The 25,615-nt window shown below is 60.9% G+C and carries 28 protein-coding genes and 6 pseudogenes; 13 read left to right on the forward strand and 21 right to left on the reverse strand.

The window, feature by feature from the left end:
• Positions 1-80: 80 nt before the first annotated feature.
• A pseudogene (locus tag NKJ20_RS21965) lies at positions 81-266 on the forward strand (DUF736 domain-containing protein); the annotation flags it as partial.
• Between the two features lie 81 nt (positions 267-347).
• On the opposite strand, the gene NKJ20_RS21970 reads toward NKJ20_RS21965, so the two are convergent.
• Positions 348-881 carry a Ros/MucR family transcriptional regulator gene (locus tag NKJ20_RS21970; RefSeq protein ID WP_352452820.1) on the reverse strand — a complete coding sequence of 178 codons (534 nt, stop codon included), beginning with the start codon at positions 879-881 and terminating at the stop codon, positions 348-350.
• A gap of 146 nt (positions 882-1,027) precedes the next feature.
• On the opposite strand from NKJ20_RS21970, the gene NKJ20_RS21975 reads away from it, so the two are divergent.
• Complete coding sequence (locus NKJ20_RS21975; protein WP_352746882.1) at positions 1,028-1,195, forward strand: hypothetical protein; 168 nt, start codon at positions 1,028-1,030, stop codon at positions 1,193-1,195.
• A 111-nt stretch (positions 1,196-1,306) separates the two neighbouring features.
• Here the strand turns inward: NKJ20_RS21975 and NKJ20_RS21980 are convergent.
• The 3 genes and pseudogenes from NKJ20_RS21980 to NKJ20_RS21990 form a co-directional block, all read right to left on the reverse strand.
• Positions 1,307-2,011: pseudogene (locus NKJ20_RS21980) on the reverse strand (IS6 family transposase).
• Between the two features lie 46 nt (positions 2,012-2,057).
• A pseudogene (locus NKJ20_RS21985) lies at positions 2,058-2,219 on the reverse strand (plasmid partitioning protein RepA); the annotation flags it as partial.
• 170 nt (positions 2,220-2,389) lie between these two features.
• Positions 2,390-2,611 carry a hypothetical protein gene (locus NKJ20_RS21990; protein ID WP_352452833.1) on the reverse strand — a complete coding sequence of 74 codons (222 nt, stop codon included), beginning with the start codon at positions 2,609-2,611 and terminating at the stop codon, positions 2,390-2,392.
• On the opposite strand from NKJ20_RS21990, the gene NKJ20_RS21995 reads away from it, so the two are divergent.
• From NKJ20_RS21995 to scpB, 4 genes and pseudogenes are all read left to right on the forward strand, one after another.
• A complete protein-coding gene (locus NKJ20_RS21995) occupies positions 2,508-2,825 on the forward strand; it encodes a DUF1403 family protein (protein ID WP_352746942.1) in 318 nt (105 codons plus the stop codon). The two genes, NKJ20_RS21990 and NKJ20_RS21995, sit on opposite strands and share 104 nt — an antisense overlap.
• A pseudogene (locus NKJ20_RS22000) lies at positions 2,707-3,294 on the forward strand (DUF1403 family protein); the annotation flags it as partial. The gene NKJ20_RS21995 and the pseudogene NKJ20_RS22000, both read left to right, overlap by 119 nt.
• Positions 3,200-3,550 (forward strand): hypothetical protein, encoded by a 351-nt coding sequence (locus tag NKJ20_RS22005; RefSeq protein ID WP_352746885.1) that lies wholly within the window; start codon positions 3,200-3,202, stop codon positions 3,548-3,550. The pseudogene NKJ20_RS22000 and the gene NKJ20_RS22005, both read left to right, overlap by 95 nt.
• On the forward strand, positions 3,459-4,037 hold the full coding sequence (gene scpB / locus NKJ20_RS22010) for an SMC-Scp complex subunit ScpB (RefSeq protein WP_352746888.1): 579 nt from the start codon (positions 3,459-3,461) through the stop codon (positions 4,035-4,037). The genes NKJ20_RS22005 and scpB overlap by 92 nt, the downstream gene beginning before the upstream one ends.
• Before the next feature lie 72 nt (positions 4,038-4,109).
• Here scpB and NKJ20_RS22015 read toward each other — a convergent pair whose 3' ends face one another.
• Both NKJ20_RS22015 and NKJ20_RS22020 read right to left on the reverse strand, forming a co-directional pair.
• On the reverse strand, positions 4,110-4,619 hold the full coding sequence (locus NKJ20_RS22015) for an RES family NAD+ phosphorylase (protein WP_352746891.1): 510 nt from the start codon (positions 4,617-4,619) through the stop codon (positions 4,110-4,112).
• Positions 4,620-4,630: 11 nt separating this feature from the next.
• Positions 4,631-5,017, reverse strand: a complete 387-nt coding sequence (locus tag NKJ20_RS22020) for a hypothetical protein (RefSeq protein ID WP_352452825.1) — start codon at positions 5,015-5,017, stop codon at positions 4,631-4,633.
• Between the two features lie 644 nt (positions 5,018-5,661).
• Here NKJ20_RS22020 and NKJ20_RS22025 point away from each other — a divergent pair.
• A complete protein-coding gene (locus NKJ20_RS22025) occupies positions 5,662-6,024 on the forward strand; it encodes a hypothetical protein (protein ID WP_352452834.1) in 363 nt (120 codons plus the stop codon).
• Here the strand turns inward: NKJ20_RS22025 and NKJ20_RS22030 are convergent.
• Positions 6,006-6,653, reverse strand: a complete 648-nt coding sequence (locus tag NKJ20_RS22030) for a helix-turn-helix domain-containing protein (RefSeq protein ID WP_352746893.1) — start codon at positions 6,651-6,653, stop codon at positions 6,006-6,008. The two genes, NKJ20_RS22025 and NKJ20_RS22030, sit on opposite strands and share 19 nt — an antisense overlap.
• A 346-nt stretch (positions 6,654-6,999) precedes the next feature.
• Between NKJ20_RS22030 and NKJ20_RS22035 the strand changes: the two genes are divergently transcribed.
• Positions 7,000-7,980, forward strand: coding sequence for an alpha/beta fold hydrolase (locus NKJ20_RS22035; RefSeq protein ID WP_352746895.1), 981 nt, complete (start codon positions 7,000-7,002; stop codon positions 7,978-7,980).
• Between the two features lie 640 nt (positions 7,981-8,620).
• On the opposite strand, the gene NKJ20_RS22040 is transcribed toward NKJ20_RS22035, so the two are convergent.
• The 6 genes and pseudogenes from NKJ20_RS22040 to NKJ20_RS22065 form a co-directional block, all read right to left on the reverse strand.
• The gene (locus tag NKJ20_RS22040; RefSeq protein ID WP_352746898.1) at positions 8,621-9,214 is read right to left on the reverse strand and encodes an NAD(P)H-dependent oxidoreductase; all 594 of its coding nucleotides are present in this window, start codon (positions 9,212-9,214) and stop codon (positions 8,621-8,623) included.
• A gap of 155 nt (positions 9,215-9,369) precedes the next feature.
• Positions 9,370-10,560, reverse strand: a pseudogene (locus tag NKJ20_RS22045) (MgtC/SapB family protein).
• A 13-nt stretch (positions 10,561-10,573) separates the two neighbouring features.
• Positions 10,574-11,023 carry a thioredoxin TrxC gene (gene trxC / locus NKJ20_RS22050; protein WP_352746901.1) on the reverse strand — a complete coding sequence of 150 codons (450 nt, stop codon included), beginning with the start codon at positions 11,021-11,023 and terminating at the stop codon, positions 10,574-10,576.
• 168 nt (positions 11,024-11,191) lie between these two features.
• Positions 11,192-11,638, reverse strand: coding sequence for a pyridoxamine 5'-phosphate oxidase family protein (locus tag NKJ20_RS22055; protein ID WP_352746945.1), 447 nt, complete (start codon positions 11,636-11,638; stop codon positions 11,192-11,194).
• A gap of 517 nt (positions 11,639-12,155) precedes the next feature.
• Complete coding sequence (fixJ, locus tag NKJ20_RS22060; protein ID WP_352453051.1) at positions 12,156-12,770, reverse strand: response regulator FixJ; 615 nt, start codon at positions 12,768-12,770, stop codon at positions 12,156-12,158.
• Positions 12,760-14,247, reverse strand: coding sequence for a PAS domain S-box protein (locus NKJ20_RS22065; protein ID WP_352746946.1), 1,488 nt, complete (start codon positions 14,245-14,247; stop codon positions 12,760-12,762). The genes fixJ and NKJ20_RS22065 overlap by 11 nt, the downstream gene beginning before the upstream one ends.
• 453 nt (positions 14,248-14,700) lie before the next feature.
• Here NKJ20_RS22065 and NKJ20_RS22070 point away from each other — a divergent pair, with 453 nt between their 5' ends.
• Complete coding sequence (locus NKJ20_RS22070; RefSeq protein ID WP_352746949.1) at positions 14,701-14,910, forward strand: DUF6455 family protein; 210 nt, start codon at positions 14,701-14,703, stop codon at positions 14,908-14,910.
• Positions 14,911-14,949: 39 nt separating this feature from the next.
• Here NKJ20_RS22070 and NKJ20_RS22075 read toward each other — a convergent pair.
• A pseudogene (locus NKJ20_RS22075) lies at positions 14,950-15,092 on the reverse strand (c-type cytochrome); the annotation flags it as partial.
• Positions 15,093-15,250: 158 nt separating this feature from the next.
• On the opposite strand from NKJ20_RS22075, the gene NKJ20_RS22080 reads away from it, so the two are divergent.
• Together NKJ20_RS22080 and NKJ20_RS22085 are read left to right on the forward strand one after the other, a co-directional pair.
• Positions 15,251-15,703: a group III truncated hemoglobin gene (locus NKJ20_RS22080; protein ID WP_352746904.1), complete on the forward strand. Its 453-nt coding sequence runs from the start codon at positions 15,251-15,253 to the stop codon at positions 15,701-15,703.
• 234 nt (positions 15,704-15,937) lie between these two features.
• Positions 15,938-16,153 (forward strand): DUF1858 domain-containing protein, encoded by a 216-nt coding sequence (locus NKJ20_RS22085; protein ID WP_352453048.1) that lies wholly within the window; start codon positions 15,938-15,940, stop codon positions 16,151-16,153.
• A gap of 3 nt (positions 16,154-16,156) precedes the next feature.
• Here the strand turns inward: NKJ20_RS22085 and NKJ20_RS22090 are convergent, their stop codons facing one another.
• Positions 16,157-16,858 carry a Crp/Fnr family transcriptional regulator gene (locus tag NKJ20_RS22090; RefSeq protein WP_352453047.1) on the reverse strand — a complete coding sequence of 234 codons (702 nt, stop codon included), beginning with the start codon at positions 16,856-16,858 and terminating at the stop codon, positions 16,157-16,159.
• A gap of 151 nt (positions 16,859-17,009) precedes the next feature.
• Between NKJ20_RS22090 and NKJ20_RS22095 the strand changes: the two genes are divergently transcribed.
• Both NKJ20_RS22095 and NKJ20_RS22100 read left to right on the forward strand, forming a co-directional pair.
• Positions 17,010-17,447, forward strand: a complete 438-nt coding sequence (locus NKJ20_RS22095; RefSeq protein ID WP_352453046.1) for a pseudoazurin — start codon at positions 17,010-17,012, stop codon at positions 17,445-17,447.
• 93 nt (positions 17,448-17,540) lie between these two features.
• The gene (locus NKJ20_RS22100; RefSeq protein ID WP_352746906.1) at positions 17,541-18,716 is read left to right on the forward strand and encodes an NnrS family protein; all 1,176 of its coding nucleotides are present in this window, start codon (positions 17,541-17,543) and stop codon (positions 18,714-18,716) included.
• A gap of 65 nt (positions 18,717-18,781) precedes the next feature.
• Here NKJ20_RS22100 and NKJ20_RS22105 read toward each other — a convergent pair whose 3' ends face one another.
• The 6 genes from NKJ20_RS22105 to ccoG form a co-directional block, all read right to left on the reverse strand.
• On the reverse strand, positions 18,782-19,636 hold the full coding sequence (locus tag NKJ20_RS22105; RefSeq protein WP_352746909.1) for an SUMF1/EgtB/PvdO family nonheme iron enzyme: 855 nt from the start codon (positions 19,634-19,636) through the stop codon (positions 18,782-18,784).
• A 67-nt stretch (positions 19,637-19,703) separates the two neighbouring features.
• Positions 19,704-20,810, reverse strand: a complete 1,107-nt coding sequence (gene nirK / locus NKJ20_RS22110; RefSeq protein ID WP_352746912.1) for a copper-containing nitrite reductase — start codon at positions 20,808-20,810, stop codon at positions 19,704-19,706.
• A 185-nt stretch (positions 20,811-20,995) separates the two neighbouring features.
• Positions 20,996-21,151 (reverse strand): cbb3-type cytochrome oxidase assembly protein CcoS, encoded by a 156-nt coding sequence (ccoS, locus tag NKJ20_RS22115; protein WP_023720408.1) that lies wholly within the window; start codon positions 21,149-21,151, stop codon positions 20,996-20,998.
• Positions 21,148-23,436 (reverse strand): cation-translocating P-type ATPase, encoded by a 2,289-nt coding sequence (locus NKJ20_RS22120; RefSeq protein ID WP_352746915.1) that lies wholly within the window; start codon positions 23,434-23,436, stop codon positions 21,148-21,150. Before NKJ20_RS22120 ends, ccoS begins: the two co-directional genes overlap by 4 nt.
• The gene (locus NKJ20_RS22125) at positions 23,433-23,930 is read right to left on the reverse strand and encodes a FixH family protein (protein ID WP_352746916.1); all 498 of its coding nucleotides are present in this window, start codon (positions 23,928-23,930) and stop codon (positions 23,433-23,435) included. Before NKJ20_RS22125 ends, NKJ20_RS22120 begins: the two co-directional genes overlap by 4 nt.
• Positions 23,927-25,486, reverse strand: a complete 1,560-nt coding sequence (gene ccoG, locus NKJ20_RS22130; RefSeq protein WP_352746919.1) for a cytochrome c oxidase accessory protein CcoG — start codon at positions 25,484-25,486, stop codon at positions 23,927-23,929. The genes NKJ20_RS22125 and ccoG overlap by 4 nt, the downstream gene beginning before the upstream one ends.
• Between the last annotated feature and the right edge of the window lie 129 nt (positions 25,487-25,615).

Raw genomic sequence — 25,615 nt, forward strand, 5'->3', positions numbered from 1 at the left:
GCCAGCGTCACTTCGGATCGCCGCCACCTCGGCGTGAAGGACGGTGACGTTCACCCCGGTCGAAGGCGAATGAGAAATACTTCCGCATCTTCGCCGGCGCTACCGAGTTCGGCGCCGCATGGAAGAAGACCTCGCGCGCGGGCCGCGACTATCACTCGGTCAAGCTCGACGATCCGAGCTTCCCCGCTCCGATCTATGCGAGCCTAGTCGAGACCGACACCGAGGGCGAGTTCTCGCTCATCTGGTCCCGCCGCACCGGCGAGTGATCCGAGCTAACACGAAGCCCCGCGCAAGGCGGGCTTCGCCATGTTCAGGTTCGCCACTGCACCTCTATCTGGTGCAGCACGCTATGCTTTGACGGGCGCCTTGCGCGCCTTCTTCACCGGCGACTTGACTGCCGATGGTATTGTTGTCGCTGCCGCCGCGCGAGCAGCTCGTTTTGGTTTTTCTGCCGCAGCTGTTGCTGGCGCTGCCGTCTTGCGGCCCAAGCCTATCGATTTTGCCAGGGCCGAGCGGGTGGCCGCGTAGTTCGGCGCCACCATCGGATAGTCGGAGGGCAGGTTCCATTTCTGCCGGTATTGGTCAGGGCTCAGATTGTAATGCGTCCCAATATGACGCTTCAAGGATTTGAACTTCTTCCCGTCTTCCAGGCAGATGATGAAATCCGGTGTCACCGATTTCTTAATCGACACCACGGGCTCCAGTTTGACTGCGGCCGGAGCCACGGGCTTGCCGACCCCTTGCAAAGCGGCATGAGTGTCCCCGATCAGCTTCGACAACTCGCCGACCGGCAGAGGATTGTTCGAAACATAGGCGGAAACGATGTCGGCGGTAATTGCTACGAGATCAGCCTGGTCGTTTTGGTCTGGAGAAACGGTCATCGAGTTTTCCTCTTGTCTAATGGCGCGCGTTGAAATTGATGAGCTGTTTATTGCCAATCAGGCAAATAATTCGTTATTCCGCAACAAACCCTATTCCCCGCAAATATCAAGCCGGCAAGCTTCGCTTTCATCGCCTCCAAACAAGCTTGGACACGCTCGATGTCGACCCTGAAAGCGAGCAGCGGCTTCGGACAGCGCTGCCCTATTCCCATGCGTACGGCACGCCGAGCATGGCCGGGGCGCTGGCCCGCGAGCGACGGATCATCAGCGCGACGATCGCCGCAACATGGGGCATCATCAACATATATTGGTAGGGAATGGCTATGCCGATGCCTTGGATTTGCAATTGCAGCGCGTCGAGGAAGGAAAACAGGTGATGTCACATAAACAGAGATGGGCTGTCGTTGTGACTTTTGGGAATGATTTCAGGCGATCACGCCGGCAGCAGCTTTCCATTGCGCCATGGCATTCAGGCGGTGAAGATGGATCTGAAAGGCGGAGCGTTTTGAACGGGGCGGGACGAAGAGATTGCGGACTGCAGAAAAGGTCGAGACGAAACGCTGGAAGCTCCCCGGCGATCGAAAGCCTTGCATCATACGCTCTCGTTTTCGCAGTGGCACATGCGAATTCTCCGCTCTGTTGTTCAAGCCCTTGTGCGACTGGTGCTCGACGTCCGGCATGACCTGACGCCGCGCTGCTCCCTAGGAGCCGAGCTTGTCGGTGATCATGCGCTTCGGCACCTGGCCCTGCTTCTTCAACAGCCGTGTCAGCAAGCGCTTGGCGGCCTTGGTGTTGCGCCGGGTCTGGACGATCTCGTCGAACACATAGCCGTCCTGGTTGACTGCCCGCCATAACCAATGCTTCTTGCCGGCGATCGTGATGGCGACTTCGTCGAGGTGCCAGATATCATTTCAACTGGGCTGCTTGCGGCGCAGGCGCCGAGCGTAGTCCAGCCCGAACTTCTTTCCCCACCGACGGATCGTCTCATAGGAAACGATCATGCCGCGCTCCAGCCGCATTTCTTCGACATGACGCAGGCTCAGCGGAAATCGATAATACAGCCATACCGCGTGGGCGATGATCTCGGGTGGGAACCGATGCCGTTTGTAGCTGATCTGCGAAGTGTTCATTCCCCGCATCTATCGCAGCGATCCCTGACAAGGGTTACCGTGACAACGCCGCTTCTGCAGGTGTGAAATGCCGGATTGTTTTTTGGGAGGCTGGGGGAAAGATCTTTTGTTGGTGCAACTGAAGCTGCCGTGACAATTCGATAGAATCCGCGGACAACATCGACGGCAGGTGTTCCTGCCCGCTAGTTTGCATATATGTTTGTAGCATTGCTCGCCTCGAACTACGCAGTTGATGCAGATTTCATTCAAACTGCGCAGTTACAGTATGGTCCGATTCGTAAACATTTTACAAACGTTTAACCATGAGTGGAGTTGACCCGGGAGTTGACCCTCTGACACTGGCAGTTGTCCGCGGACAACCCGCGCGCGCTGCTTCCCTTAGATGTTGGGGTAGCCCAAGAGGCCGGTTATTTGGCGCATGCTGAGCCGCTTGACGGCCGCCCAGAAGTCCTTTGGCAGGTGGTATTGCGCACCGGAGACGCCGACGCCGCCTTCTGTGCCGGCGCCCGCCTTGAGCACGCTCGAGACGCTCGCGCGCACGCAAGCCGGCTGGGCCGGCGCCTGGCGCCAGCGGCTGGCGCTGAAATGCGCCGCCAGCATGCGGCTGGCCGGGCGCTCGGAGGACGAGGCCGCCTTGCGCGACGCATGGCATCTGCGCCAGGCCGGAGCCGATCCGGGCCCCGCCGGCGCCACCTTTGGCGCCTGGCGGCAGTTGGCCCGGGCAGCCGCCCCCCGCCAGCGCCGATCAGCTCGAAAAGATCGTCGACCAGCTGGGTCTCCATTGGGACGTCGAGGCGCTGACCGCGGTTTGTGAACACATCGACGACCTGGCGCGCTCGGGGCGGCCGGCGCCGTTCGCCGCGGCGGCAATCGCCGCTCACGTCGTCGCCATGCAGTCCGACGCCGAGCTTTTTGCCTGGCGGCTCGCCGACCTGGTGCTAGCGCAAAACCTGCGCTGGCCGCGCCCGCTGCCGCTGCTGATGGCACACGTTTTTGGCCCGGCGTTTCGGTCCAAGCCTGGCGGCGGCAAGCGGATCCGGCCAGGCGAAAAAGGGTTCGAGCGGGCAGTGTGCCTGGCGCTGGCGCAGGCGGCGGCGGACGCCTGCCGGTTGGCCGCCGAGCTGTCGCGGCGCGCGAAGCGGCTCATCGCCGTCGCACCGAAGCTCAGGGCAAAGGGGGGCGGGCGATGTGATCCAAAGACTGCTCGACGACGGCGCCCTCTCCGGATCGCTGACGACCAAAAGACTGTCGCGGTTTGCGGCGCGGCGCCTGTTCGAGCGGCTGCAAAGCTCGAGGCGCTGCGCGAGCTCACCGGCCGCGCCTCGTTCCGACTGTTTGGACTCTAGCGATGGGCGAAGCCTCCGCCCGCCGCAAGCCGAACGAACAGCCGGCCTTGCTCGACACCGAGCTCGAACATTTACCGGCCGAACTGCGCTGGCGCGAGTGGATGGGCCGCGTCGAAGCGGTTGTCTTTGCGGCAAGCGAACCAGTGCCGCGCGAGGTGCTGGCGCGGGTCGTCGGCAAGAACTGCAATCTTGAGCTGATCATCGACGACATCCGCGCCGAGCTCGCCGGTCGCCCCTATGAGCTGGTCTCGGTCGCCGGCGGCTGGCAGCACCGGACCAGAAAGGTTTTTGGCGATGCCATTCACGCAGCCTTCGGCACGGCAGCGGGCGAGGGGGCAAAAGAACTGCCGCAGGCGGAGGCGCTTGTCTTGATGTGCATTGCCTACTTCCAGCCGATCACCCGTGGCGAGCTCTCCAGCTTTTTCGGCAAGGAGGTGTCGCGCGACCTGATCGGCATGCTGCGCGCGCAGGATCTTATCGCTTCGGGTCCGCACTCGCCGCAACCTGGCGCGCCCTATACTTATGTGACGACGAAAACTTTTCTGTCGCAGTTCGGGCTCGACACGCTGCGCCAGCTACCGGATTTCGAGGCGCTCGAGGACGCAGGGCTGCTGTCGAAGGAGAAGCTGCTGGCCGGCGATATTCCAGCCGGGCTGGCGCGCGGGGAGGGCGACGGCTAGGACGGTGTCGTTGGGGACCAAGCGCCGTGACGGGGGCGTCGTCGCGTTGCGATCCCAGAGATAGTCGATAACTCAGGACCAGGACGACTGGTCGTGCGGCAGCCGTTGATCGGGATCGTGAACCGCGACATGGTCGCCGTCGACAAGATTGGCCGGAAAGATAACCAGATTGGTACCGCCGGCGTGACGCAGCGACGGAAAAAGGATGCCCCGAAGCCCGGCGGTGATGACCAGATCCGCGAGCTTCCACGACGGCGGGATCTTCTTGTCGATGCGAGCGACCTGGCGCCAGGCACAATCCCACTCCTTCCACGGCCCATCCCAGATGTCCGGATCGAACCCCTGCGAAAGGTCGGCCACCTCGGCGAGCGTGATCTTGTAAGCGGCAAGGGTGGCGGGCGGGGTGATGCTGGCACCCTGCTTGTATTCATCAAGCGCCGTCTGGGTCGCACGCGACAGATAAAGTGCTTCGATGCCCGGCCGGTTGAAACGACCGCCGTCCATCGCCGCGCCTGCACCGCTGGTGGGCAGGAAAGCCCATTTGGGAGTCAGATAGCGATGGAAGATTTCGTCTGGACCCATGCGGGTGATCCTCACCCGCGCGCCCCATTCTCGAGATCCCGGATAAAGGCCAGAACCGCCTCGACCTGGCCGTCGGCGACGAGCTCGGCTGCGGTACGATGGCCATAGTCGGCGATCGGTTCATTGCGGTACCAAAAGATCGCCTTGTTGACATCGCCGGTGAGTTCCGTCGCCGCCGAGATCACCTTCACCATCTCGCGCATCCGGCCCTGCAGGCGCTCCGATGAGGGGTTGCGGAGCGTGTTGCGGTGGACACCGGTCAACTGGGCCAAGTTGGCCACCTTCACGCCAAGCGCCTGCGACAGGCGCTTCGGCGAGATATAAGGCGTGCGCGGCTCCTGCAGGCTATCGACAAAGCCTGAAATCACCGTGGAATGTGCGAGCTGTGCGTGGGCCATGACAAATCTCCGACCTCTCATATGCACAATATATGCACATTTCGACGCATAGCAAGTGGACGGAGGCCCTACTCCTTCCACCACACTGCTTGCCCTTCTTCATCCCCGTCGCGGTTGTTAGATAGCGGCGGCAATGCCCCCAATGTCAGCCGTAAGATCAGCTTTGCTGCTTCCCAACAGCAGACCTTGCAGGCAACGACGCTGTAGGTCGAAGTTGCGCCGCATGTCGGCCGTTGAAGTCAGACCTGCCATCCCATACAGCTCGGCGACCGAGGTCGCGGCCGCGCCATATGCCGGCCTTGAAATCGGGATGGACTTGGAGCGCCGGAGCGCCAGAGGTTCATCCATGGTGACCAACAGCGGGGGCTGACCACTCTCGCGGCTCTAGCACGGACCGGTGGGCTTCGACGCCGCGGGCCATCCGAAAAACACGCCTGGAGGATTGGGGGGCAAGGGGCGAGAGATGGGTAAGAGCAGAAATTGCCGCGAGACTCAGACGGCCCCTCGACATCGCTTTAGATATGTCTAATGTTAGGAGCGAGACGCCGGAAGTCTCCGCGCCGCTTTGGGAAGCGTCACCGACACTGCCGCGTAAGACCGAGTGAGGCGCGCAGTGTGATGCTGCCAAGTGTGGGGGCGCGGTCATGGACCGAAAGCTTGCTGCAATTCTTGCTTTGGACGTCGTCGGCTACTCCGCACTGATGGAGCACGACGAACAGGGCACGTTCGAGCGAGTCAAGCCGGTCGCAAGGAATTGTTCGAACCCGAGATCGCGCGCCACCATGGCCACATCTTCAAGCGTCACAAAAATAAGGGCAAACGTGACCAGCGCGCCAGAGACGTACAAGATCGTCCTGACACTACTACCGGAAGATGATGCATACCGGCTCCGTACCGACCGCTCCGACAACCGTCGACGAACGTTTGGAAACAGTCCCGTCACGGTCTCAGACATGCCTAACAAACGGTTATTCGATGTCGACGCAGCTCATTCGCTCATCGCATGAAGCGCGTCGTGCCTGACGATCTCGATGCTGCGCAGATTGAGCAGGCGGATGACGCCCTTGTCCTTCAGCCGGGTGAAAACCCGTGATACGGTCTCGATGGTGAGGCCGAGATAATCGCCGATATCCATGCGCGACATCGGCAGTTCGACCTGTCGCAACCCGCCCTGCCGCTCCGCCATGTCGACCAGGAACGCGGCGACGCGTTCGATGGCATTCTGGCGACCGAGGACCAAAAGATGTTCCTGCGCTCTCGTCAGGCCCTTGAGAGCCAACGGCAGCAGCTGACGGGAGATATCCGCACCATTGGTAAAGCGGAAGACGCGGACACTCGTAGCATTGATGGCTTCGGCGAAGAAATGATGGGTGGTGTCGGCTTCGAAGCCGAATGTCTCTCCAGCCAGATGGAAGGCGCTTATCTGCCTGCGACCGTCCGCAAGCAGGCGGTAAACACGGACGGCGCCAAACTCGACCCTGTAGAAGGCTCCGGCCTTTTCACCTTGGGCATAGATTTCCGAACCGGAGGGAAAGAAGCTGACCGGCTGTAGCGGTGTCAGATCGAATGCCGCAGGCAGGCTCGACTGCACGGAGTGTGACGGCAGTGAAATTCTGGAGGTCGATTGGGCGTGCATGGCTGTTTTCCCGGTTGATCCGCGACGCAGCAATCGCGCGAATCCGCGGGTCGCGAAATTCGGTTATGTCCCTACGGGAAACTACCTAGCGCAGAGGCGCTAGCGGTCTGGCCCAGTGCTGCACAGGGCCTGGATCGTCAGGCCGTTGGGAGCAGAGCCGAACGGTTTTCGGGATGTACGATGCACAACCCGGGAGAGGAGGGGGCGCCGGACCGGCTGCGTATCCCACAATTGACAGCATCCAAATACAGCGACCGATGCTGTCACTCAGGGATATTGAGGTAAATCAACCTGCTTCCAAGCGAGACAGGCCAATATTCGTCCGTCCTTTTGTGGAGCTTTTGCAATGAGTCGAATTGGCGGTTTGCTGCTGGCCATGGTCATCGCCATACCAACGGCCGGAGTCGTTTTCTTGCTTTACAAGAACGAGCTTGGCCGCCTGCGCGACGCCGCCAGCCGAGGCGGCGTGGTCGCCAACCTCGACATAGGCCCGATCGAATACGCCGACATTGGTGTGGGTACTGCGCTCCTATCGATCCACGGCGCCGGCGGCGGCTTTGACCAAGGGCTTGCCAATGCAGCAGATCTTGTGGGTGAGGGCTTTCGGATCATCGCGCCGTCGCGCTTTGGCTATCTGCGCACCCCCGTTCCGCAGGATACCTCTCCAGCCGCGCAGGCCGATGCGCATGCGGCGTTGCTATCCAAACTGGACGTACCCAAAGCGATGGTCGTCGGTGTTTCGGCAGGCGCGCGTTCTGCGGTCGAGCTCGCACTCCGGCACCCGGACAAGGTCACCGCTCTCATTCTGATCGTCCCAGGTCTTTATTCGCCCACCAATCCGGTCTCGATTGAAGCGAGCCGCGGCAACAAGTTCGCTTTCTGGGTCGTCAATGCGGGCGGCGATTTCGCATGGTGGGCCACGGAGAAGATCGCACCGTCAGTGCTCGTTCGCTTCCTCGGCGTTCCGCCAGCGCTGGTTGCGGCTGCGCCTCGGGCCGAACGGGACCGCGTCATGAGCATCGTCAAGAGCGTTGAGCCGTTGTCGCTGCGCTTCCCTGGAATCAACATCGACAGCACCCCTGCGTTGCATGAACTGCCCTTGGAAGTAATTACTGCGCCGACGCTCATTATTTCTGCGCGCGACGACCTGTTTGACACGCTACCGGCAGCTGAGTTCGCCGCAGCCAAGATCCCGGGTGCCAAACTGGTCGTCTACGACACTGGCGGACATCTTCTGGTTGGACAGCAGCAGGATGTTCGCATGGCAGTTCGCACGTTCCTGGCTGGCGCCGGCCTCATCCCGTCATCCGACGTACCAAGACAGTGATACCACATCCGCTTGGGGCGGTACCGCCTCACAGATCGTTCGTTGCTGTCGCCGATCGAAAGAACAATCGCAGGGGGAGAGGGCAGCGCATGGTGCCGGCGCTCGCCTTCGTAGCCGCTTGCGAACTAAAAGATTGATAATGATCCCAGGACTAACCGTTTCGTAGCCTACGCGCGGCTCCGATTTGTCTTTTGAATTGTCTTTCGGGATCACGCTGGATGTCTACGCGCGTTGGTGTACTCGCCGGATGGCGAAAGACGCAGCCGGTCATTTCGGAAAGACCGGTGGCAGGCCACGGCCTGAGCCTCGGCCCGTCTCCCTGGCCAGATCAGGCCGAAGCGCTGGTTTGGAATGCTTTTGGCACCTTGGGTGACATTGGGTAAAAACAGCTAGGATAGCTCAGTCTCCTGGCGGCACCGGCTCTCACCAGTCGGCGCAGGCGCGCATGGCTGTTTCCCGATTGATCCGTGGCACAACAACCGCACGAAAATCCGCGGGTCGCGAAACTCGGCTTTCCCCATGAAAAACTACTTAGAGCTGTCGCGCCGGACAAAGCCCGGTGGAGTCGCGCGGCTTGAGCGATCAAATATTCGGTGGCTGGACAACCACGGCCGACCTTATCTTACCTGATTGATCGTGGCTAAAGCGCCAAGCCACCGAGCTTGCGCATTTGTTCGATCCACTTCGCCCGTGTCGAATCCCTGGCACCCGCGACCATGCCGAACAACGTCTCGCGTACCGGACTGATGCCGACAAAATGAAGGATGCTGCGCCGCATGCCGGCAATGCCGTGGCCGAGGAACCAGAGCCGGTAAAGAACGGAAGGCATGCCCATGGTCACCACGACGCGAGAGGAGCGGCCGCGAAGCAGCGTCTTGGTGAAGCCTCCGCCCTTGTCCGGATAGGCAAACGCCGTTCCCGGCCGAATAACCTGTTCCAGAAACGCCTTAAGCATGGCCGGCATGGTTCCGAGCCACAGCGGAAACACAAACACGATGTGCTCCGCCCAGACGATCGCTTCGGCGGCGTCCTTCAGGCTGTCGGGGATCGCGCCGTGCTCGAACTCCTGCATCGTCCGAAGCATGGGAAAATCGAGCGCCGCGAGATCGATCCGGCGGACGACATGCCCCGCCTGTTCCGCGCCTTCGGCATAGGCCTTGGCGAGACCACGGCAGAGCCGGTCCGGGGACGGGTCAGGATGGCCGACAACAATCAAGATGCGTCGTCGCGGCATGAGTTACCTCTGAGGCGTCTTGGCAGCAACCGGACGTGTCGGAATTTCGGGGTAAGATCCTTCAAGCTGATCATGGCGCACTCCTTCGCGGAGTTTCATAGAGCGGCTGTACGGCTTGGCCCTTGATCGGCATCAAAAGAGGCCGGTTCTCGGCGCTATCGGAAGGTCAGTGGCAGCAACACCGCACCGTAACCGGCTATTGCGGCGATCAGGGTTGCACCTGCCAGCGGCAACCAGAAACCTCATCGGACCGGCAAATACTGCCAGCGACAGGCGGCCGATCGCGTTTGCTGCCAGTGCCGCGAGCACCGCCTGCCCACCGGTCTCGACAGGGACCGAATGCTTGACCAGGCGCAAAGCATTGAGCACCGAGACATCGACATCGAATGTGCCCGCAAGCGCCGAACTCGCCAGCAAGCCGCGTCCGCCGAATTGAGCAGCCAATGCAGCGCTCGCGGTCGCGACAATCGCAAAGAGCAGGGCGAAGAGCAGCAACGGCCCTAGTTCGAACGGATTGCGCGCGATCGCGCCGCCTTCGTGATCCCCGCTGTCTCGAGTCAGCAGCAATGCTCCGAGAGCCGCGAAGGAGAGCGCCGCGGCAATCGCCGGAATGCCCATCACGACCAAAACGCTTGGCTCGACGATCAGCACCACGGCGCAAACGCGCAGCACCGAAACCATTGCCGCCAGCGAGTGCCATGGTCACGGCGGTGGAAGAGACGATGGCGCCGGCGAGCGAGCTGACGAGCAGCCCGCGCGTGGTTCCCAGAACGCGAACGGCGACATAGCCAGCGAACGATATCGACGCCATCAGCACCGTGAGGAACCAGACTTCCCACGGGTTGAAGCCAACCCACGGGTCCATCGTCCGGTTTGGCAGCAATGGCAAAACGATCGCGGTCATCACGGCCAGGATCAGCGCAGAACGAAGCTCGACCCAGGTCAGCCGATCAAGAGGCCGTGCAGGATCTCGCGACTGGCAAGGACCGCCGCCAATGCCGCCCCCCGGCTGCGGCGACGCGGTAGTCACCGGCGACCGAAAGCGCACCGAGCGCGAACACGATCACCGCAGTAACGCTGAAGTCCTCGTCATGGGCGGCCTCACGCGCCTTGTCCCAGGCGAAGATTGCCGCAAAGGCGACGAAGCCGCCGACTAGGACGGAAACTGCGTCGAGCGCATCGGCCAGAGCTGCGAGAATACCGCCGAGCAGACCGGATATGCCGAAAGTTCGAATTCCGGCCGTCCGGCTGCGATCAGGCGCGTCCCGTTCCCGCCAGCCGCGCTGCAATCCCACGAGCAGGCCTATTGCCAAAGCGAGACCGAGCCGGGCGATGAGCGAATCCATGGTGTGGCTGCTTTCAGGCCGTGGCCATCGGCAGGTGGTCGCGAACCCACCTGACGATCTGCCCGGCCGTCATTGCGCCGGATGTGCGCGCGACCTCCCGCCCGCCATGGAACAGGATCATGGTCGGGATGCTGCGAATGCCGAGCCTGGCTGAAACGGCCTGCTCATTGTCGGAATTTAGCTTGATCAGGCAAACATCCGGCTCCAATTCGTTCGCTGCCGTCTCATATGCCGGCGCCATCATCTTGCACGGGCCACACCATGGGGCCCAGATATCGACGACAACGGGGATACTGCTGCGCGTGATGTGGTCATCGAAAATCCGACCGTTGACGTCTTCAGGGTGACCTGAGAACAGCCTGTTCCCGCACTTTCCGCATTTCGCATTCTTGGCACTGCGGGCCGGCGGCAGGCGGTTGACCCCACCGCATTTGCTGCAAACCACCAGATTCTGCTGAGCCATAACCATTCACCATTGGTATCATCTTTATGTGCGTGGGAGATCGCCGTCGCCAAGTGCCTCGCATGTCCAATGCTTTTGGCCACGACGGGGACCTTAAGGTGAAAACGGCTGGGACAGCTCAGACTGCTGGCGGCCCCTGCTTTGCAAAACCCAAGCGGGCGGAACGGTTCACTCGCTTGCTTCCCGGCCCGACACCTGCTCGATGAGGATCCTGAAAAAGACGTGCGGAGTGCTGTCCGAAACGGCAGGCGTCACTGGCTTGAGGGCACCTGGCTCCCACCAGTTGGCGTGCCTGCTCAACACTGACCATGCATAGTCGCGCTGAACCTTGCAGCCGATATGGTCAGGCAGTTCTTCATAGCGGCCGTCGACAACCACGCTTCTCCATCCCCGCCCTTGGCCGCGTTCGTCGACCTGGACGGACACCAGCGGGTTGGCCCGCATCCAGTCGATCTTCTTGCCCAACATGGAAAATGCATAAAGGTGATTGTCCGGGTGGGCATAGTGCAGCGGGACGACATAAGGCTGCCCGTCCTTCGCGCATGCCAAGCGGCCGACTCGATTGGCCGTTAGCAATTTCGTACATTCCAAGGCGGAAAGCGTACGGATCAACATCAACGCGATCTCCTGTGTTTCGTGACTGCAAGGGTGTCGCCGTGCTTCATCGACTCTGCTATCCGGCATCGCGGATCTCGTTTGAATCTCGATCATAGCGCCTGCTGCCAGGGAGGTGATTGATCACGATCAAGGAGTCGGTCATCCCACGGCGACCCAACGACCATGTCTGGCCGGTCTCGTCATTCGCATGGCGGCCACGCCACGCTGTCAGTGTCGATGCGGGAGTGGGCGATTTCTGAAAAATGATCCAGATCAAGGCGGGGCCCTGCCGCTTCCACGCATCATAGGGGATGATGTGGAAGCCAATCTCAAGCGCTCCGTTCGGTCGTGAGCTCGAACTGGCCGTCCTCGACGAGGACGGCGAACATACCCTTGTTTTCCCTTGCATAAAGGAGCGGGAAGGCTGGAAGAACGCCGCCACCCGCTCACGCGTTGACATCCACCCGACCCACTGGCGCGACTGGATGCCGGATAGGATCCCGGCAAACAACCACAAGTCTCATGGTGACTCGCCTTAACGTTTGGATTCCACGACCAATGCCATGCGCACGAGATGCGACAGGCTGCTCGCGGCCATTTTGCTCATGACATTGGCGCGATGGATCTCGACCGTGCGCGGGCTGATGCCAAGATCGTAAGCAATCGTCTTGTTTGGCAGGCCGGACACAAGACCGTCCAGCACCTGTCGTTCTCGCTCGGACAGGGCCGCCAGACGACCGCGGATTTCCACGCTTTGTGGGTGTGTAGCATCCGCCTGGTTGCGATTGTCCAAAGCGGAGCGGATCGCCTCGATCAGCACCTCGTCGTCAAACGGCTTTTCGATGAAATCGGCGGCACCTTCCTTCATCGCCTGAACAGCGAGCGCCACGTCGGCATGGCCTGTCATGACAATGACCGGAATAGTATGCCCGCGGGTCCGGAGCTGCCGCAGGAACTCGATGCCGTCAATGCCGGGCATGCGCACATCGGTCACGATGCAGCCGTCAAGACTGCTCGTGGCCGTAGCCAGAAAAGCTGTCGCCGATTCGTACAGGCGCACAGCGAAGTCAGCCGTCGCCAACAGAAAACCAAGCGATTTGCGAACGTCGACGTCGTCATCGACCACATGCACAAGATGGCTATCGGCCACTGGCGACCTCTTCCTTTTCCACGATGCGCAAGGTGAACCGGAAGGCGGTTCCTCCGGACGGCATTGCCTCGGCCCAGATGTGACCGCCGTGCGACTCAACGATCGTACGGCAAATAGAGAGGCCGACGCCCATGCCCTGCTTTTTAGTGGTGACAAATGGCTGGAAAAGCTGGGCGGAGACTTCCGGCGCGAGACCAGTGCCTGTGTCGATCACGCTTACCTCAGCCATGCCGTCATCACGGGCCACGGTTATGATTTGCAACTCACGGCGTGGTACGCCTTGCATGGCTTCTATCGCATTGCGCATCAGGTTCAGCAGGACCTGCTGAATCTGGATGCGGTCCGTCAAGACCAGTTCGGCGGCCGGATCGAGCTTATAGCTGACACGCACGTCTATTTCTCTTGAGCCGACCAGTGCCAGTGACGAGGCTTCCTCGATAATCGCCGGCAGGCGTTCGACTTGACGCTCACTCTCGCCTCTTGCGACGAAATCCCGCAGGTGGCGAATGACGTCTCCGGCCCTCAATGCCTGTTCCGCTGCCTTTTCGACGGCTTCCCTCAGCATCGGCGCATTCTCTTCCGTGCTTCTTTCGAGAAGTCGGCGACTGCCTTTCAGGTAGTTCGTGATTGCCGTGAGGGGCTGGTTGATTTCGTGGGCAAGTGTCGAAGCCATTTCGCCTAGCGCGGTAAACCGCGCCATATGGAGAAGCTCCTGCTGCTGCTCCTGTATCCTTGCCTCTGCTCTGTGGCGCTCCGTCAAGTCGCGGCAGAAGCCGGTAAAGAAGCGGCCGGTTCCAGGATGCATTTCACCGACAGAAAGTTCCATCGGAAAAGTTGAGCCATCCTTGCGCATTCCAGTGACGGTGCGGCCGAGCCCGATGATCCGGCGCTCACCGGTTGATAGATACCGGTGCAGATAAGCATCATGCTCTTCGCGGTAGGGTGACGGCATCAGCAGATTGACGTTCTGACCGATGACTTCGCTCGACTGGTAACCGAACAGCGTTTCGGCAGCCGTGCTGAAGGATTGAATACTGCCCTGTTCGTCGATGACGACCATTGCGTCGGGCACCGTCGCCAGGATCGAGCGCAAATGATCTTCACGCAAACGAAGTGCCGCGTTCGCAAAGGAGAGCTCGCTGACGTCGGTGCCTTGGACAAAAATGGCCGTGATGCGACCATCGTCGGCTTTGATGGGCTGATAGACGAAATCGAGGATGCGCTCTTCGACCGGCTCGTCATCCTTGTTGCGAAGAGTGACCTTTACGCCCTGACCTCTGTAGGGCTCGCCCGTTTCGTACACCTGGTCCAGCAGTTCGTAGAAACCCTGGCCTGGGAGCTCGGGAAGGGCTTCGCGTACCGACTTTCCTATCACTTGCCTCTGGCCAATCAGGCGTTGATAGGCGGCGTTGGTCAGCTCGAAGACGTGGCCCGGCTCACGCATCAACGTGATGAAACCAGGGGCCTGCTCAAACATCTGGGAGAGCCGGTCGTGTTCGGCCGTGCCCCGCCCTTCGGCGCGAACACCAGTCGACAAGTTACGTGGTTGTTTGTCGTCCAAATCAAGTCCTATGATCGGGGAACCCGCAACGCAGTCTTGTTACCATCCATTGCTCGTTCTGCACACGGAAAACCCATGAAGCCAAATAGTCGCGGTCGAGCCTGCTGGACCTTTCGGAGCTCACCCCATCGGCCTGCCGGCTGCACCCTTATGTCGTATAACCGCCGGTCACATAGGAACTTCAAAGTTGCCACCTTGCGGCATTCACGCCAGCCCCAGTCGCCACGAGAGGGAGTGGCCTGTTGACCGAGATCAATGCAGCTGTCGCCGACATGGCGATGATCTGCCGGGAAACGGGAGTAAAACGACATGAGTTTTCTCGAGTACCTGATTTCAGTTGACGCCAGGACCGCCTTGATGGGCCGCATGATGCAGAAGCTCGGCGTCGACAAACAATTGAAGGTCGTTCCGGACCATGTTGGCGTAACCAATCGGGCGGTGGACCGGTGTCGCTCCTGCGGGCACCAGGATGAATGCTCGACTTGGCTTGATGAACACCAGCAAGCTGATGATCCGCCAGACTATTGCCGCAACCGCGACCTGATCGCACGGCTGCAGCACGCAGCCGGCCACCGATAGAGCGTTACGCAGGCATACCGCAGTTCGCGTCACCAAGGCCGCCGCGAATGCCTGCAACTCCACTTTCATGTAAACAGCCGACTGGCCCCACGGGCTGCCCGCTTGTTATCAAGGCTGCCATGACAGGAACCTGCAGCGATGCCCCGCAGAGGCGCGCCGCTAATGACACTGCGAGGCGCCGGCTTTCAGATGCGATCCGATCTATGCCGACAAAGGCCTCCTTTGAAAGCAAATGCATCGATCCCATCGTAGACGCGACTTCACTCGGCGCGTCGCGGGCCTGTTTGAGGGCGGGTATCACCTTGAGGTCTTTGGGCCCTCGAAAAGCAAGGACGTGCACATGACTGCGAAGGCTCGGAGCAAGAGAACGATCGTTGGTACTCCGTTGCCATACGTGCTTGACGAGGCCATGATCCGTCTTGTGGTTCACGGCTTCTATGACAAGATTCGCCGCGACGACCTTCTCGGCCCCATCTTTCATGACGCTATCCAGCCTGAGGTGTGGCCGCGTCATCTGGCTAAGATGTGCGACTTCTGGTCCGCTACGCTGCTCCGGTCGTCCCGTTATGAAGGCCGTCCATTACCGCCACACCTGGCGATCTCCGGCCTTGGAGTGGCGCATTTCCGGCGTTGGCTAAAGCTGTTTCGCGCAACCGTGCACGGCATTTGCCCACCCGAGGTTGCGGCGCTGTTCATGGATCGCGCGCTGCGCATCCCAATTAGCGTGGGTAAACCCACAATCAGCCGCAACGCCGCGCGATGCGCGTCTGCCTGTCCGTGGAGACAAGCATGACTGACTCAAACAAAAACGACACACCGATGGCCAAGCAATTCGTCCAGCGTCGACCTGAACAACACACTGCTCCCTATGCTGATCGGCGGGCTTGTTCTGATCGTCGTCGGTGCAATCGTGGTCATGACGTTCGTCTAGTTTTCCTGGCAGACGCTCATCAAAGTTGCGAAAGCGCAACGAAGGCAGCCCGCGCGCGATTTATGACGAGACCTCGCATATCGCGGAGACTTCATCGTGAAGCAGCGCAGTTCGATCAACTCTGATATGGTCGTTGACGAGATCATGAGAAAATGGCCGGCAACGGTGGCCGTGGTGGTGAACTACAGGATGCTTTGCGTGGGCTGCCCGATCGGCAGTTTCCATACCGTGGCCGAAGCATGCCGCGAGCATCGGATCAACCAGACCTGCTTCATTTTGGACCTGGAATCGGCTGTTCGGCGCGAAAGCTGAAGGTCAGCCCTTGTCCCGGTTCTCGGCGAGAACCACAAGGCGATGAGCATCCTTCACGGTGACTTTCTGGCGCCCGCTGACAATTATTCCGTGGTCTTCCCACTTGCTGAGCAGACGGCTTACGGTGTGCAGCGTCGTTCCTGTCATCTCGGCAATGTCCTGCCTCGAAATCGGGAAGTCGATTTCGATACCGCTGTCGGTCTTTCGGCCGGTCTGGTTCGCCAGTCGCAGTAGCGCATGGGCAACCCGCTGCTCCACCTGTGCCGTGGACATCTCCACCACCCGCGTCTGGGTCTCCTGCAGCCTGGTTCCAACCGTCCTGTAGGTGGTTGCCCCAAACACGGGGAACCGTCGCGCCAGGTCCGGCCAGAGAGCGTTGGGCCAGGCCAGCACCACGCAGTCCACCGCGGCGACCGCACTGGCGGGGTAGGTCGTTCGCCCTAGTGCTGCGGCGACGCCAAAAATTTCGCCTTCACTGATGTATCTGGCGATGACCTGCTGCCCGTCAGGCGTGGTGCGGACAACGCGTATGTGCCCGGCGATCAGCACGAAAAACGAATGGGCCTCGGCTTCCTGCTCGAAGATCGCCGTGTCCTTGGCATAACGAGACGACCGCGCATTTTGTACGATCTCGCTCTGCTCGTCGGGCGTAAGCCCCTGGAAGAGGGGCAGTCCAGAAATCACCGATCGATCCAACGCAGCCAAGCGGATCCCTCACAGCCCTACGGTTCCGCATCAGTCGTGCGGGAGACCTTTCTTATCCCGAGTTTGCGCCAGCGCAAATTGTCCCCGGCCGCATCAAGCTAAATGGCATGGAACGGCGCAATGCCGCGAAGACGAAACAAAGGACAAATCGATGAAACTCTCCATCCTCGCTGCCGCAATCTCCCTCCTCGCGCTCGCCGGCGGCGCAAGCGCGGAAGAGCATGTGGTGCAAATGCTCAACAAGGGCGAAAAAGGCGCCATGGTTTTCCAGCCGGCCTTCGTCAAGGCGGCACCCGGCGACACCGTCAAGTTCGTGCCGATCGACAAGGGCCACGATGCGGAGTCGATCAAGGGTATGATCCCGGATGGCGCCGAACCTTTCAAGGGGAAGCCCAACGAGGAGATCACCGTCACACTGACCCAGGAAGGTGTGTACGGCGTCAAATGCGCGCCTCACTACGGCATGGGCATGGTCGCGCTGATCGTTGTCGGCAAGCCGGTCAACCTCGACACAGCCAAGACGGTCAAACATGCGGGGAAGGCAAAGACGGTGTTTGCCGACCTGTTTACCCAGGTCCCGGCCAACTGACCAGCATGCCTGCCTGCCACAAAGGGGGCGGGCGCGGGCCGGACGAACCGAGGGCGGCGGTTCATCCGGCCCTTTTCATTTGAGGATATAGTCATGGGGATTCCACGCCTTCGGGCATACGCCGGGCCCGCGTTTCTTTCCTACGGGTTCAGGCCCTTCTTCTTCCTCGGATCGCTTTATGCCGGACTCTCGATTCTGCTTTGGCTGCCGATTTATGCGGGCGAATTCAATGCCCACAGTGCATTCGTTCCCGTCGACTGGCATGTCCACGAGATGCTGTTTGGTTATCTGCCTGCGATCGTTACCGGGTTCCTGTTGACCGCGATCCCGAATTGGACCGGCCGGCTGCCTGTGCAAGGCCTGCCGCTGCTGGCGCTGGTTGTCTTGTGGCTAGCGGGCCGTATCGCTGTCTTCTTCTCGGCGGATATCGGTTGGGAAGCAGCCGCTGTGATCGACGGTTCTTTTCTGCTTGCGGTCGCCACGGCGGCGGCACGCGAAATCGTCTCGGGACGGAACTGGCGCAATCTGAAAGTACTGCTGCCGCTTGCCGTCCTGGCTTGCGCCAACAGCGCGTTCCACATCGAGGCGCACCTTCAAGGCACATCCGACATCAGCCGCAGGCTCGGGATGGCCGCGGCGATCATGCTCATCTCGCTGATCGGCGGGCGCATCATTCCGAGCTTCACGCGCAACTGGCTCGTACGCAAAAATCCTGGCAGGCTGCCTGTGCCGTTCGATCGTTTCGACATCGCATCGCTAGCCATCTCAGCCATCGCGCTGGGAGCGTGGACGTTCGCCCCCGGCAACAGTGTCTCAGGAATGCTCATGGCCGTCGCCGCAATCTGTCAGGCGTGGCGTCTGTCGCGCTGGGCTGGTGAACGCACGTTGCGGGATCCGCTCGTGCTCATCCTCCATCTTGCCTATGCTTTCGTGCCCATCGGTCTCGCCCTTGTCTCGGCGTCGATCTTCTTCCCGGATGCCGTCCCGGCGGCGGCAGGACTTCACGCGCTCGGCACTGGTGCGGTCGGCTCAATGACGCTTGCCGTGATGACCCGCGCAACGCTCGGGCACACAGGGTGGGAGCTCAAGGCCGGGAAAGGCACCTCGTTCATCTTCGTAGTCCTCCTTCTCGCGGGATCATTGAGAATCCTGGCCGCCTTCGTCCCCTCAGACGCGGTGATCGATATGGCCGGCGCCGCATGGATGGCGGCATTCGCCGGCTTCCTCCTGATCCACGGAACCGCGTTGACGACACCCAAGGCACGGTGAGGCGAGGGAAGGGCGACGGGCGGGCTCGCGACGGTCGAGAAGACGTGGCCCGCTATTCCTGTTTTTCAGACGATGCCAAGCCAGCCAAGGATCCGGCTTGCCCATCCCGAATGGTCCCGGACCAATCTGAATCCCAGATTGTCGGGAGGCGTGCCAACGGCACAGCCTCCGCTTTTCCCGTCACTGACGAAGTTCGACATGTAGGCTCTGTGAAGCCCTTCAAGGACGTGGACGCCGCAATTGTCGACCGAACTCGCAACACCGCTTCCATCCGCAGCCAACGTGGTGCGGACATAGCAGGTCGAAGTCCACTCCCAGACATTGCCGGAAAAGTCGGCGAGGCCCAGGGAATTGAACCCAAAAGAGCCACGGCTCTTGGGCAACGGGTCCGGTTTGCGATTAAGGTCCACCTCGGCCTTGTAGCTGGTGAGCCAACGTCTGGCGGGGTTGCTGGCGTCGTTTTCGACCCCCTCAAATTCGCCGGCGAACCGCTCCGCGGCGGCAAAGGCCCATTCTTCATCGGATGGCAGCCGCCATTGGCCGCCGGTCACTTCCGAATACCACCGGGCGTAGGCATTGGCATCGAGATAACTCACCCCTGTCACCGGAGCATTGCTCGGGATCGCGTGCGTCTCCTGTGCCGGCTGACAGCTTCCAGCCGACACACAGTTCGCGTAGTCGGCCGCGCTGACCTGATAGGCCATCATCTCGAGAGGTCTGTTGAGTTGCCGCTCGAGGCGGGGATTGCCTTGCGGGCGTCCCTCTTTCAGGAACTCGCCCGGAGTCGGATAGGTGATCGAACCAGGGGGCAAGGTGACCGTCTTGGCGATGGGATGGTGTTGTCTATCCCCGAAGACCGCCCGTATCGAGAGCCCCACCGGAACAGCAGCGGCGGCCAGGGCGACCGAGAGAACCTTCAAGATGAAAGGAGGCATGGCTTTCGTCCATGCCCGGACAGCGTCGCTGCCCGGGCAAATTGGAGTGCCGTCAGTTGGTGACGATGGGTTTAGGCGCCTCTACCTGCGTCATCAGGTCGTCATCCCACTCGCCCTCGACCATGAAGTGAGCGGTCGCTCCGAGTTCCACAGCCTCAATCAGATTGTGATTGACGTAGGCGTAGATGCCCGGTTGCAGGAACGTGTAGAGCGCCGAGCCCGCCGAACCGCCGCGGATGAACCAGGTTTCCAAGTCCTTGGCCGGCGGGTTGGCGAACTTGCCCTGTTCCCAGACATAGTCTCCGTGCCCGCCGATCAGATGCGGCCTCGTATCGCGGTTGGCCTGCGAATGGACGATCAACACGGTCTCGCCGACTTTCGCCTTCATGGCGTTGTCGCCCGTCAGAGATCCGACCTTGCCGTTGAACACGACATGCGTCGGGATCAGCCCGCGCATGACCTTGACGATGTCGTCGTAACCGTCACCGGCCGATTCGTAGCTCTTGAAATTGCCCTTCTCGTCGCGCGGAATATAGAAGTCGTTCTCGCCGATGTAGAAGATCTTGTCGTATTTGACCGGCTCGCCCTTGTCGTTCCTGAGCCCATCGCGCGGCAGGACCATGATTGCGCCGCTCATGCCGGAGACGACATGCCAAGGGATCATCGCGCCCCCAGGCGCGCAGTGATAGACGAACGTTCCCGTTCGCGTCACCTTGAAGCGCAAGGTCACCTGTTCGCCGGGATTGATCAGCGTGAGACCGCCGCCGCCCAGAGCGCCGGTCGCAGCGTGGAAGTCGATGTTGTGGGCGAGTGAGTTGGTGTCGGGATTGATGAGCGTCAGCTCGAGATAGTCGTCCTGATGTACGACCATCAGCGGGCCAGGGATCGAACCATTGTAGGTCATCGCGTTGAGCGTCGTGCCGTCGGCATCGATTACGACAGGCTTTTCCTCGATCGTCATGGTGAACTCGACGATTTTTGGTCCGCCCTTGGCGACCTGATCGTGCGGATGCACGAACGGCGGTGCGACGAGCTTGATCTTTTCGCGAGGGAGCCCGCGAAGGTCTGCCTTTGTCACCGTTGCCGAAAATGCGGGCAGCGCCGCCGCGCCGGCAGCGCCAATCGCTGCTCCGAAGAGGGCTTCGCGTCGCGTGATCATGTCAATCTCCTATCTCTCAACCATTGCAGATGAGTAGAAGCTATCTGACGTGACGCGGCGTTTCTTTGCGCTGGCGCAAATTGCTGGAGTTCAGTCTTGGCAGGCAAGAACCTCGGACACAGCGATCTTGCGCGGCATGATCGAGGTGGAGAAGGTCGTGGCTCGGTTATTGCATCAGCATTTGGCTAGCGGCCGGGCTTGTCTTCCCGCTCGATAAGGATCCGCTCGGCGGCGCCGTCGAGATCTTCGTACTGGCCACTCCTCAAAGCCCACAGGAAGCTCCCCAGTCCAAGCGCACCAAGGAAGAGGGCCACAGGTATGAGGTAGGCAAGGGTTGTCATGAGGATCGGGCCAATGTGTTGATGTCGAAACGTCTGTCGCGCCGAACATTTTTCGCCGGCGAATTTGGCGTGGAACTTTGCAGGCGCAGCGCATTTCCTATCACAAGCAGCGACGAAGCGGACATGGCGATCGCTGCGATAAGAGGCGTGACATGTCCCAGTATGGCGATCGGCACGGCAACAGCATTGTAGACGATTGCGATCGCGATGTTCTGGCGGATCAGGCTTCCCGCCTTGCGCGAGACGTCCAGTGCGAGAGGCACTGCCAGAAGGCTTTCGCGCAGGAATACGAAGTCCGCTGCGTTGCGGCCAATGTCGGCGGCGGTGGCTGGAGCGATCGAGACGTGCGCCGCACTCAGTGCAGGCGTGTCGTTGAGACCGTCGCCAACCATCAGAATCTTGTGTCCGTCTTTCGCCAGGGTCTCGATGCGTTCGACCTTGCCGGACGGCATCAGGCACGGAACGAAGTCGTCGACACCCAGCATTTTCGCGACACCGGCGCAGGCTGCCGCAGTGTCGCCCGACAGCATTTCCACCGATATCCCCGCATCGTTCAACTGTCGGATGGCCGCTCCAGCGTCGGCACGTAGCGCATCCTCGAAATCGAATGTGGCGCCAATGATCCCGTCTTTCGTCAGGACCGTCCCGCCAAAGCCATGCTTGCCTTCGCCGCCGGTTCGGGCCTTCCATCCAGCCCATCCGCGCCGGCCCAGCCGCCAGATATTTCCGGCGACAGTGGCTTCGATGCCGAACCCCGGATGCTCGGTGACGGCATCGAATTTGTGCTGCCCGCCAGGAGCGGCAAAGCCGGCTATGGCCTTTGAAAACGGATGACGCGAATGCGCGGCCATGTCTGCCGCGATGGCCAGCATGCCCGGATCGATTGAGCCCGCATTGACCAGGCGGGGCTGGCCGAGCGTGAGTGTTCCAGTCTTGTCGAACACTGCGGTATCAATCGTCGCCAGGCGCTCCATGGCAGAACCATCCTTGACCATGATGCCGTTCTCGAACAGGCGCCGCGCAGCGACCACCTGAACGATCGGCACGGCGAGGCCGAGGGCACATGGGCACGTGATGATGAGAACCGCAATGGCGATGGTTATCGCCCGGTGCCAGTCGCCAGTCGCCGCCATCCAGCCAACGAATGCCACGAAGGCGGTCAGATGAACCACCGGAGCATAGAGCGCCGAAACGCGGTCGGCGATGCGGCGATAATGGGCGCGACCGCCCTCTGCGGCCTCCATCAGCCGAACCATTTCCGCCAGGAACGAATCCCTCGCGGCGGCTGTCGCCTCGACCGTCAGAGAGCCGGTAAGATTGAGGACACCGGCCTGCACGGGTCCGCCTGGCGCCACATTTCGGGGCGTGCTCTCCCCTGAAACCAACGAGCAGTCCAGATCCGAGGTCCCCTGAATGATCTTGCCGTCGACGGGGATCCTTTCGCCGGCCGCTATCAGCAACAGCATGCCCGGTTCGATCTCGCCAACCGGCAGATAGTCGCGTGCGCCATCGTCGCGCAGCACCATGGCGCCACGCGCGGCCAGTTGTGACAGGCCTTTCACGGCGGTGCGGGCGCGTTCGCGCATCACGTGATCCAGCGTGCGGCCGATCAACAGGAAGAACAGCAGAGACACCGACGCGTCGAAATAGGCGTGGTCGCCATGGGTGATCGTCTCATAGAGGCTCATCGCATAGGCCAGCGACACGCCGACCGCGATCGGCACGTCCATGTTCATGCGGCCGTGACACAAGGCATTCCAGGCCGACTTGAAGAAGATGCCGCCGGCGAAGGCGAGTGCGGGGATGGCGATCAGTGCCGAGACCCAGTGGAACAAATCGCGGGTCGCGCCCTCGGCACCGGACCAGACCGAAACCGACAGCAGCATGATGTTGCCCGCCGCAAATCCGGCAACAGCGACGGCGCGGATAAGCTCCGAGAGCGTTTTGTCCTTTTCACCAATTTCGGGTTCGAACAAATGCGCCTGGTAACCTAGCCGCCCCAGCATGGCGACGAATGGTGGGGCCTCGTCCCCGCGCCACCGGACCGAGACACGCTTCGTTGACAGGTTGACGCGAGCGGCCTCGACGTGATCGAGTTTTACCAACGCTGTCTCGATTGTCTGGATGCAGGCTGCGCAATGAACCGTCGGAACTGAAAGATCGGTCTGGCTAAGGCCATCGCTAAGCGACCGGCTCGCCAGCTTGACCTCTTCGCTTGACGGCAGGACGGATGTAGCGTTGCCCAGATCCAGCGCCATTTCAGCACCTGGTGCACAACAGCTCATTGCAGCGCTCCATGGGAAATCACGATTCTGCGGACGTCGCGATAAGGTCTTGCCAGACCGGCATCGGCGTCGATTTCGACAATCCAGACACCATCCCTTGGCATGTGCTGCACTGCAAACTCCTGACCCGAGGCGAGGGCGAGCGTGACGGCCTCATCCTGTTTCTCGTAAGCGGGATGGCGAAACAGCACCTTCACGCCATGCAAGGGAACCGACTTGCCGGCAGCGTCGGTGAGGCTATAGCGGACTTCGCCCCATGAGATGGTCAGCTTGCCGGTCCAGCCAAGCGCTGCCTGCGCGCGCCCTTCCTCAGCCTTCTTGTTGAATTGCTGGCTCGCCACATAGGTGTTTTCGACGACAAGACCGGTCCAGCTTGTGTTGGCAAGCGTCGCCATCGTCAGATTGACCGCAATGACCACGCCGAAAAAGGCGAGGATGATGGCCAACACGTGCCTGCCGGTGAATTCGCGGGACTTTCGCGTGGTGGCGTTCATCTGGGGATCTCCGGGGCGTTGAAGGTGGCGATGTATTCGTTCGACTCGAAACTCGCTTTGTCCTCGACCCGGAGTGTGAAGGTCTGCGCTTCGCCATGGATCTCATCAGCAGGCAGGCGCACGAAAACCTTCAACATCTTAAGCCGGTCGGGTTCGACCTGGATCGCGAAAGAACGATCGGCGGGAAGATCGACGCCGACGATGCTCATCTCTGCGCCTGGCAAGCCTCCAATGGTGACGATAATCGTTCTTGGTTCGGGGATCATGTTCAGCAGCTTGACGGTATAGCCATTGCGGATCGAGCCGTCGGACAGCGTCACGAATTGTGGATTGCGGTCGTGCAAAACATTGATCTCGAGCCGGTCGCGCGTCAGCAGCGAAAAGAGCAGACCCAGGCCGATCAGCGACCACATGGCCATGTAGACATAGGTGCGTGGCCGAAAGATCTTGCGGACATGGAAATGCGCCACCCTGTCCGAAAACAGGCCGTCAGCGGTCCTGACCAATGACGGATTGACCGAACAGGCGCCGCCCGCGGTCGCCAGCATCATGTTGGCATTGTAGTCGGAGAGTGTCGCGTAGGAGATCAAGCCGCGCTCCCTGCCGAGCTTGTCCATGACGCCGTCGCAGGCATCGATGCAAAGCGCGCAGGTGATGCATTCAAGCTGCTGGCCGTCGCGAATGTCGATGCCCATCGGGCAGACGGCGACGCAGGCATTGCAGTCGACGCAATCGCCGATTGCCTTCCCCGCGGCTTGCGCCTTCTTGGCGTGACGTGAGCGCGGTTCGCCGCGCCAGTCATTGTACGTCACGGTGAGCGAGTTTTCGTCGAGCATGGCTGCCTGGATGCGCGGCCATGGGCACATATAGGTGCAGACCTGCTCGCGCATCAGCCCGCCGAACGTATAGGTAGTCGCTGTCAGCACGGCGACGGTGATGTAGGCGACAGGCGCTGCCGTGCCGGTGAAGAGTTCGACGAGCAAGGTCGGCGCATCGGCGAAATAGAAGATCCAGGCGCCGCCGGTCGCTGCACCTATGATCAGCCAGATGGCGTGTTTCGATACGCGCTGCACCAGCTTGCGGGCAGTCCACGGCCCGGCGTCAAGCTTCATGCGCGCGTTGCGGTCGCCCTCGATGGCCCGCTCGACGACCAGAAACAGATCGACCCACACGGTCTGCGGGCATGTATAGCCGCACCAAGCACGGCCGACAGTCGACGTGATCAGGAAAAGACCGACGCCAGCCATGACCAGAAGACCAGCCACATAGTAGAATTCCTGCGGCCATATTTCGATGAAGAAGAAGTAGAAACGCCGGTTGGCGAGATCGAGCAGCACGGCCTGGTCAGGGGCAAACGGGCCACGGTCCCACCGCAGCCAAGGTGTCAGATAGTAGATACCAAGTGTGACCGCCATTGCCAGCCATTTGAACCGGCGAAAGCTGCCCGAGGCCCGCTTCGGGAAGATCTTCTTGCGCGCGGCATACATCGGCTGTCGCACTTTGGCGGAGTTGACCGCCTCGGCTTCGAGCCGTTCTACCTGCGTATTGTCCAGCACTGGTTTCTCCCGTCGCGCAGCTTTGATTTCGCCGGGCAAATGTCCTGACTGGGCACAGGCAGGTCAGCGAAATACAGCGTCGAGCGGATTTTGCTGCCGACTGGATTGCGCCGCGTTGATGCAGGTCAA

This window comes from Mesorhizobium sp. M0185 (assembly GCF_040322175.1).
Taxonomy (GTDB): Bacteria; Pseudomonadota; Alphaproteobacteria; order Rhizobiales; family Rhizobiaceae; genus Mesorhizobium.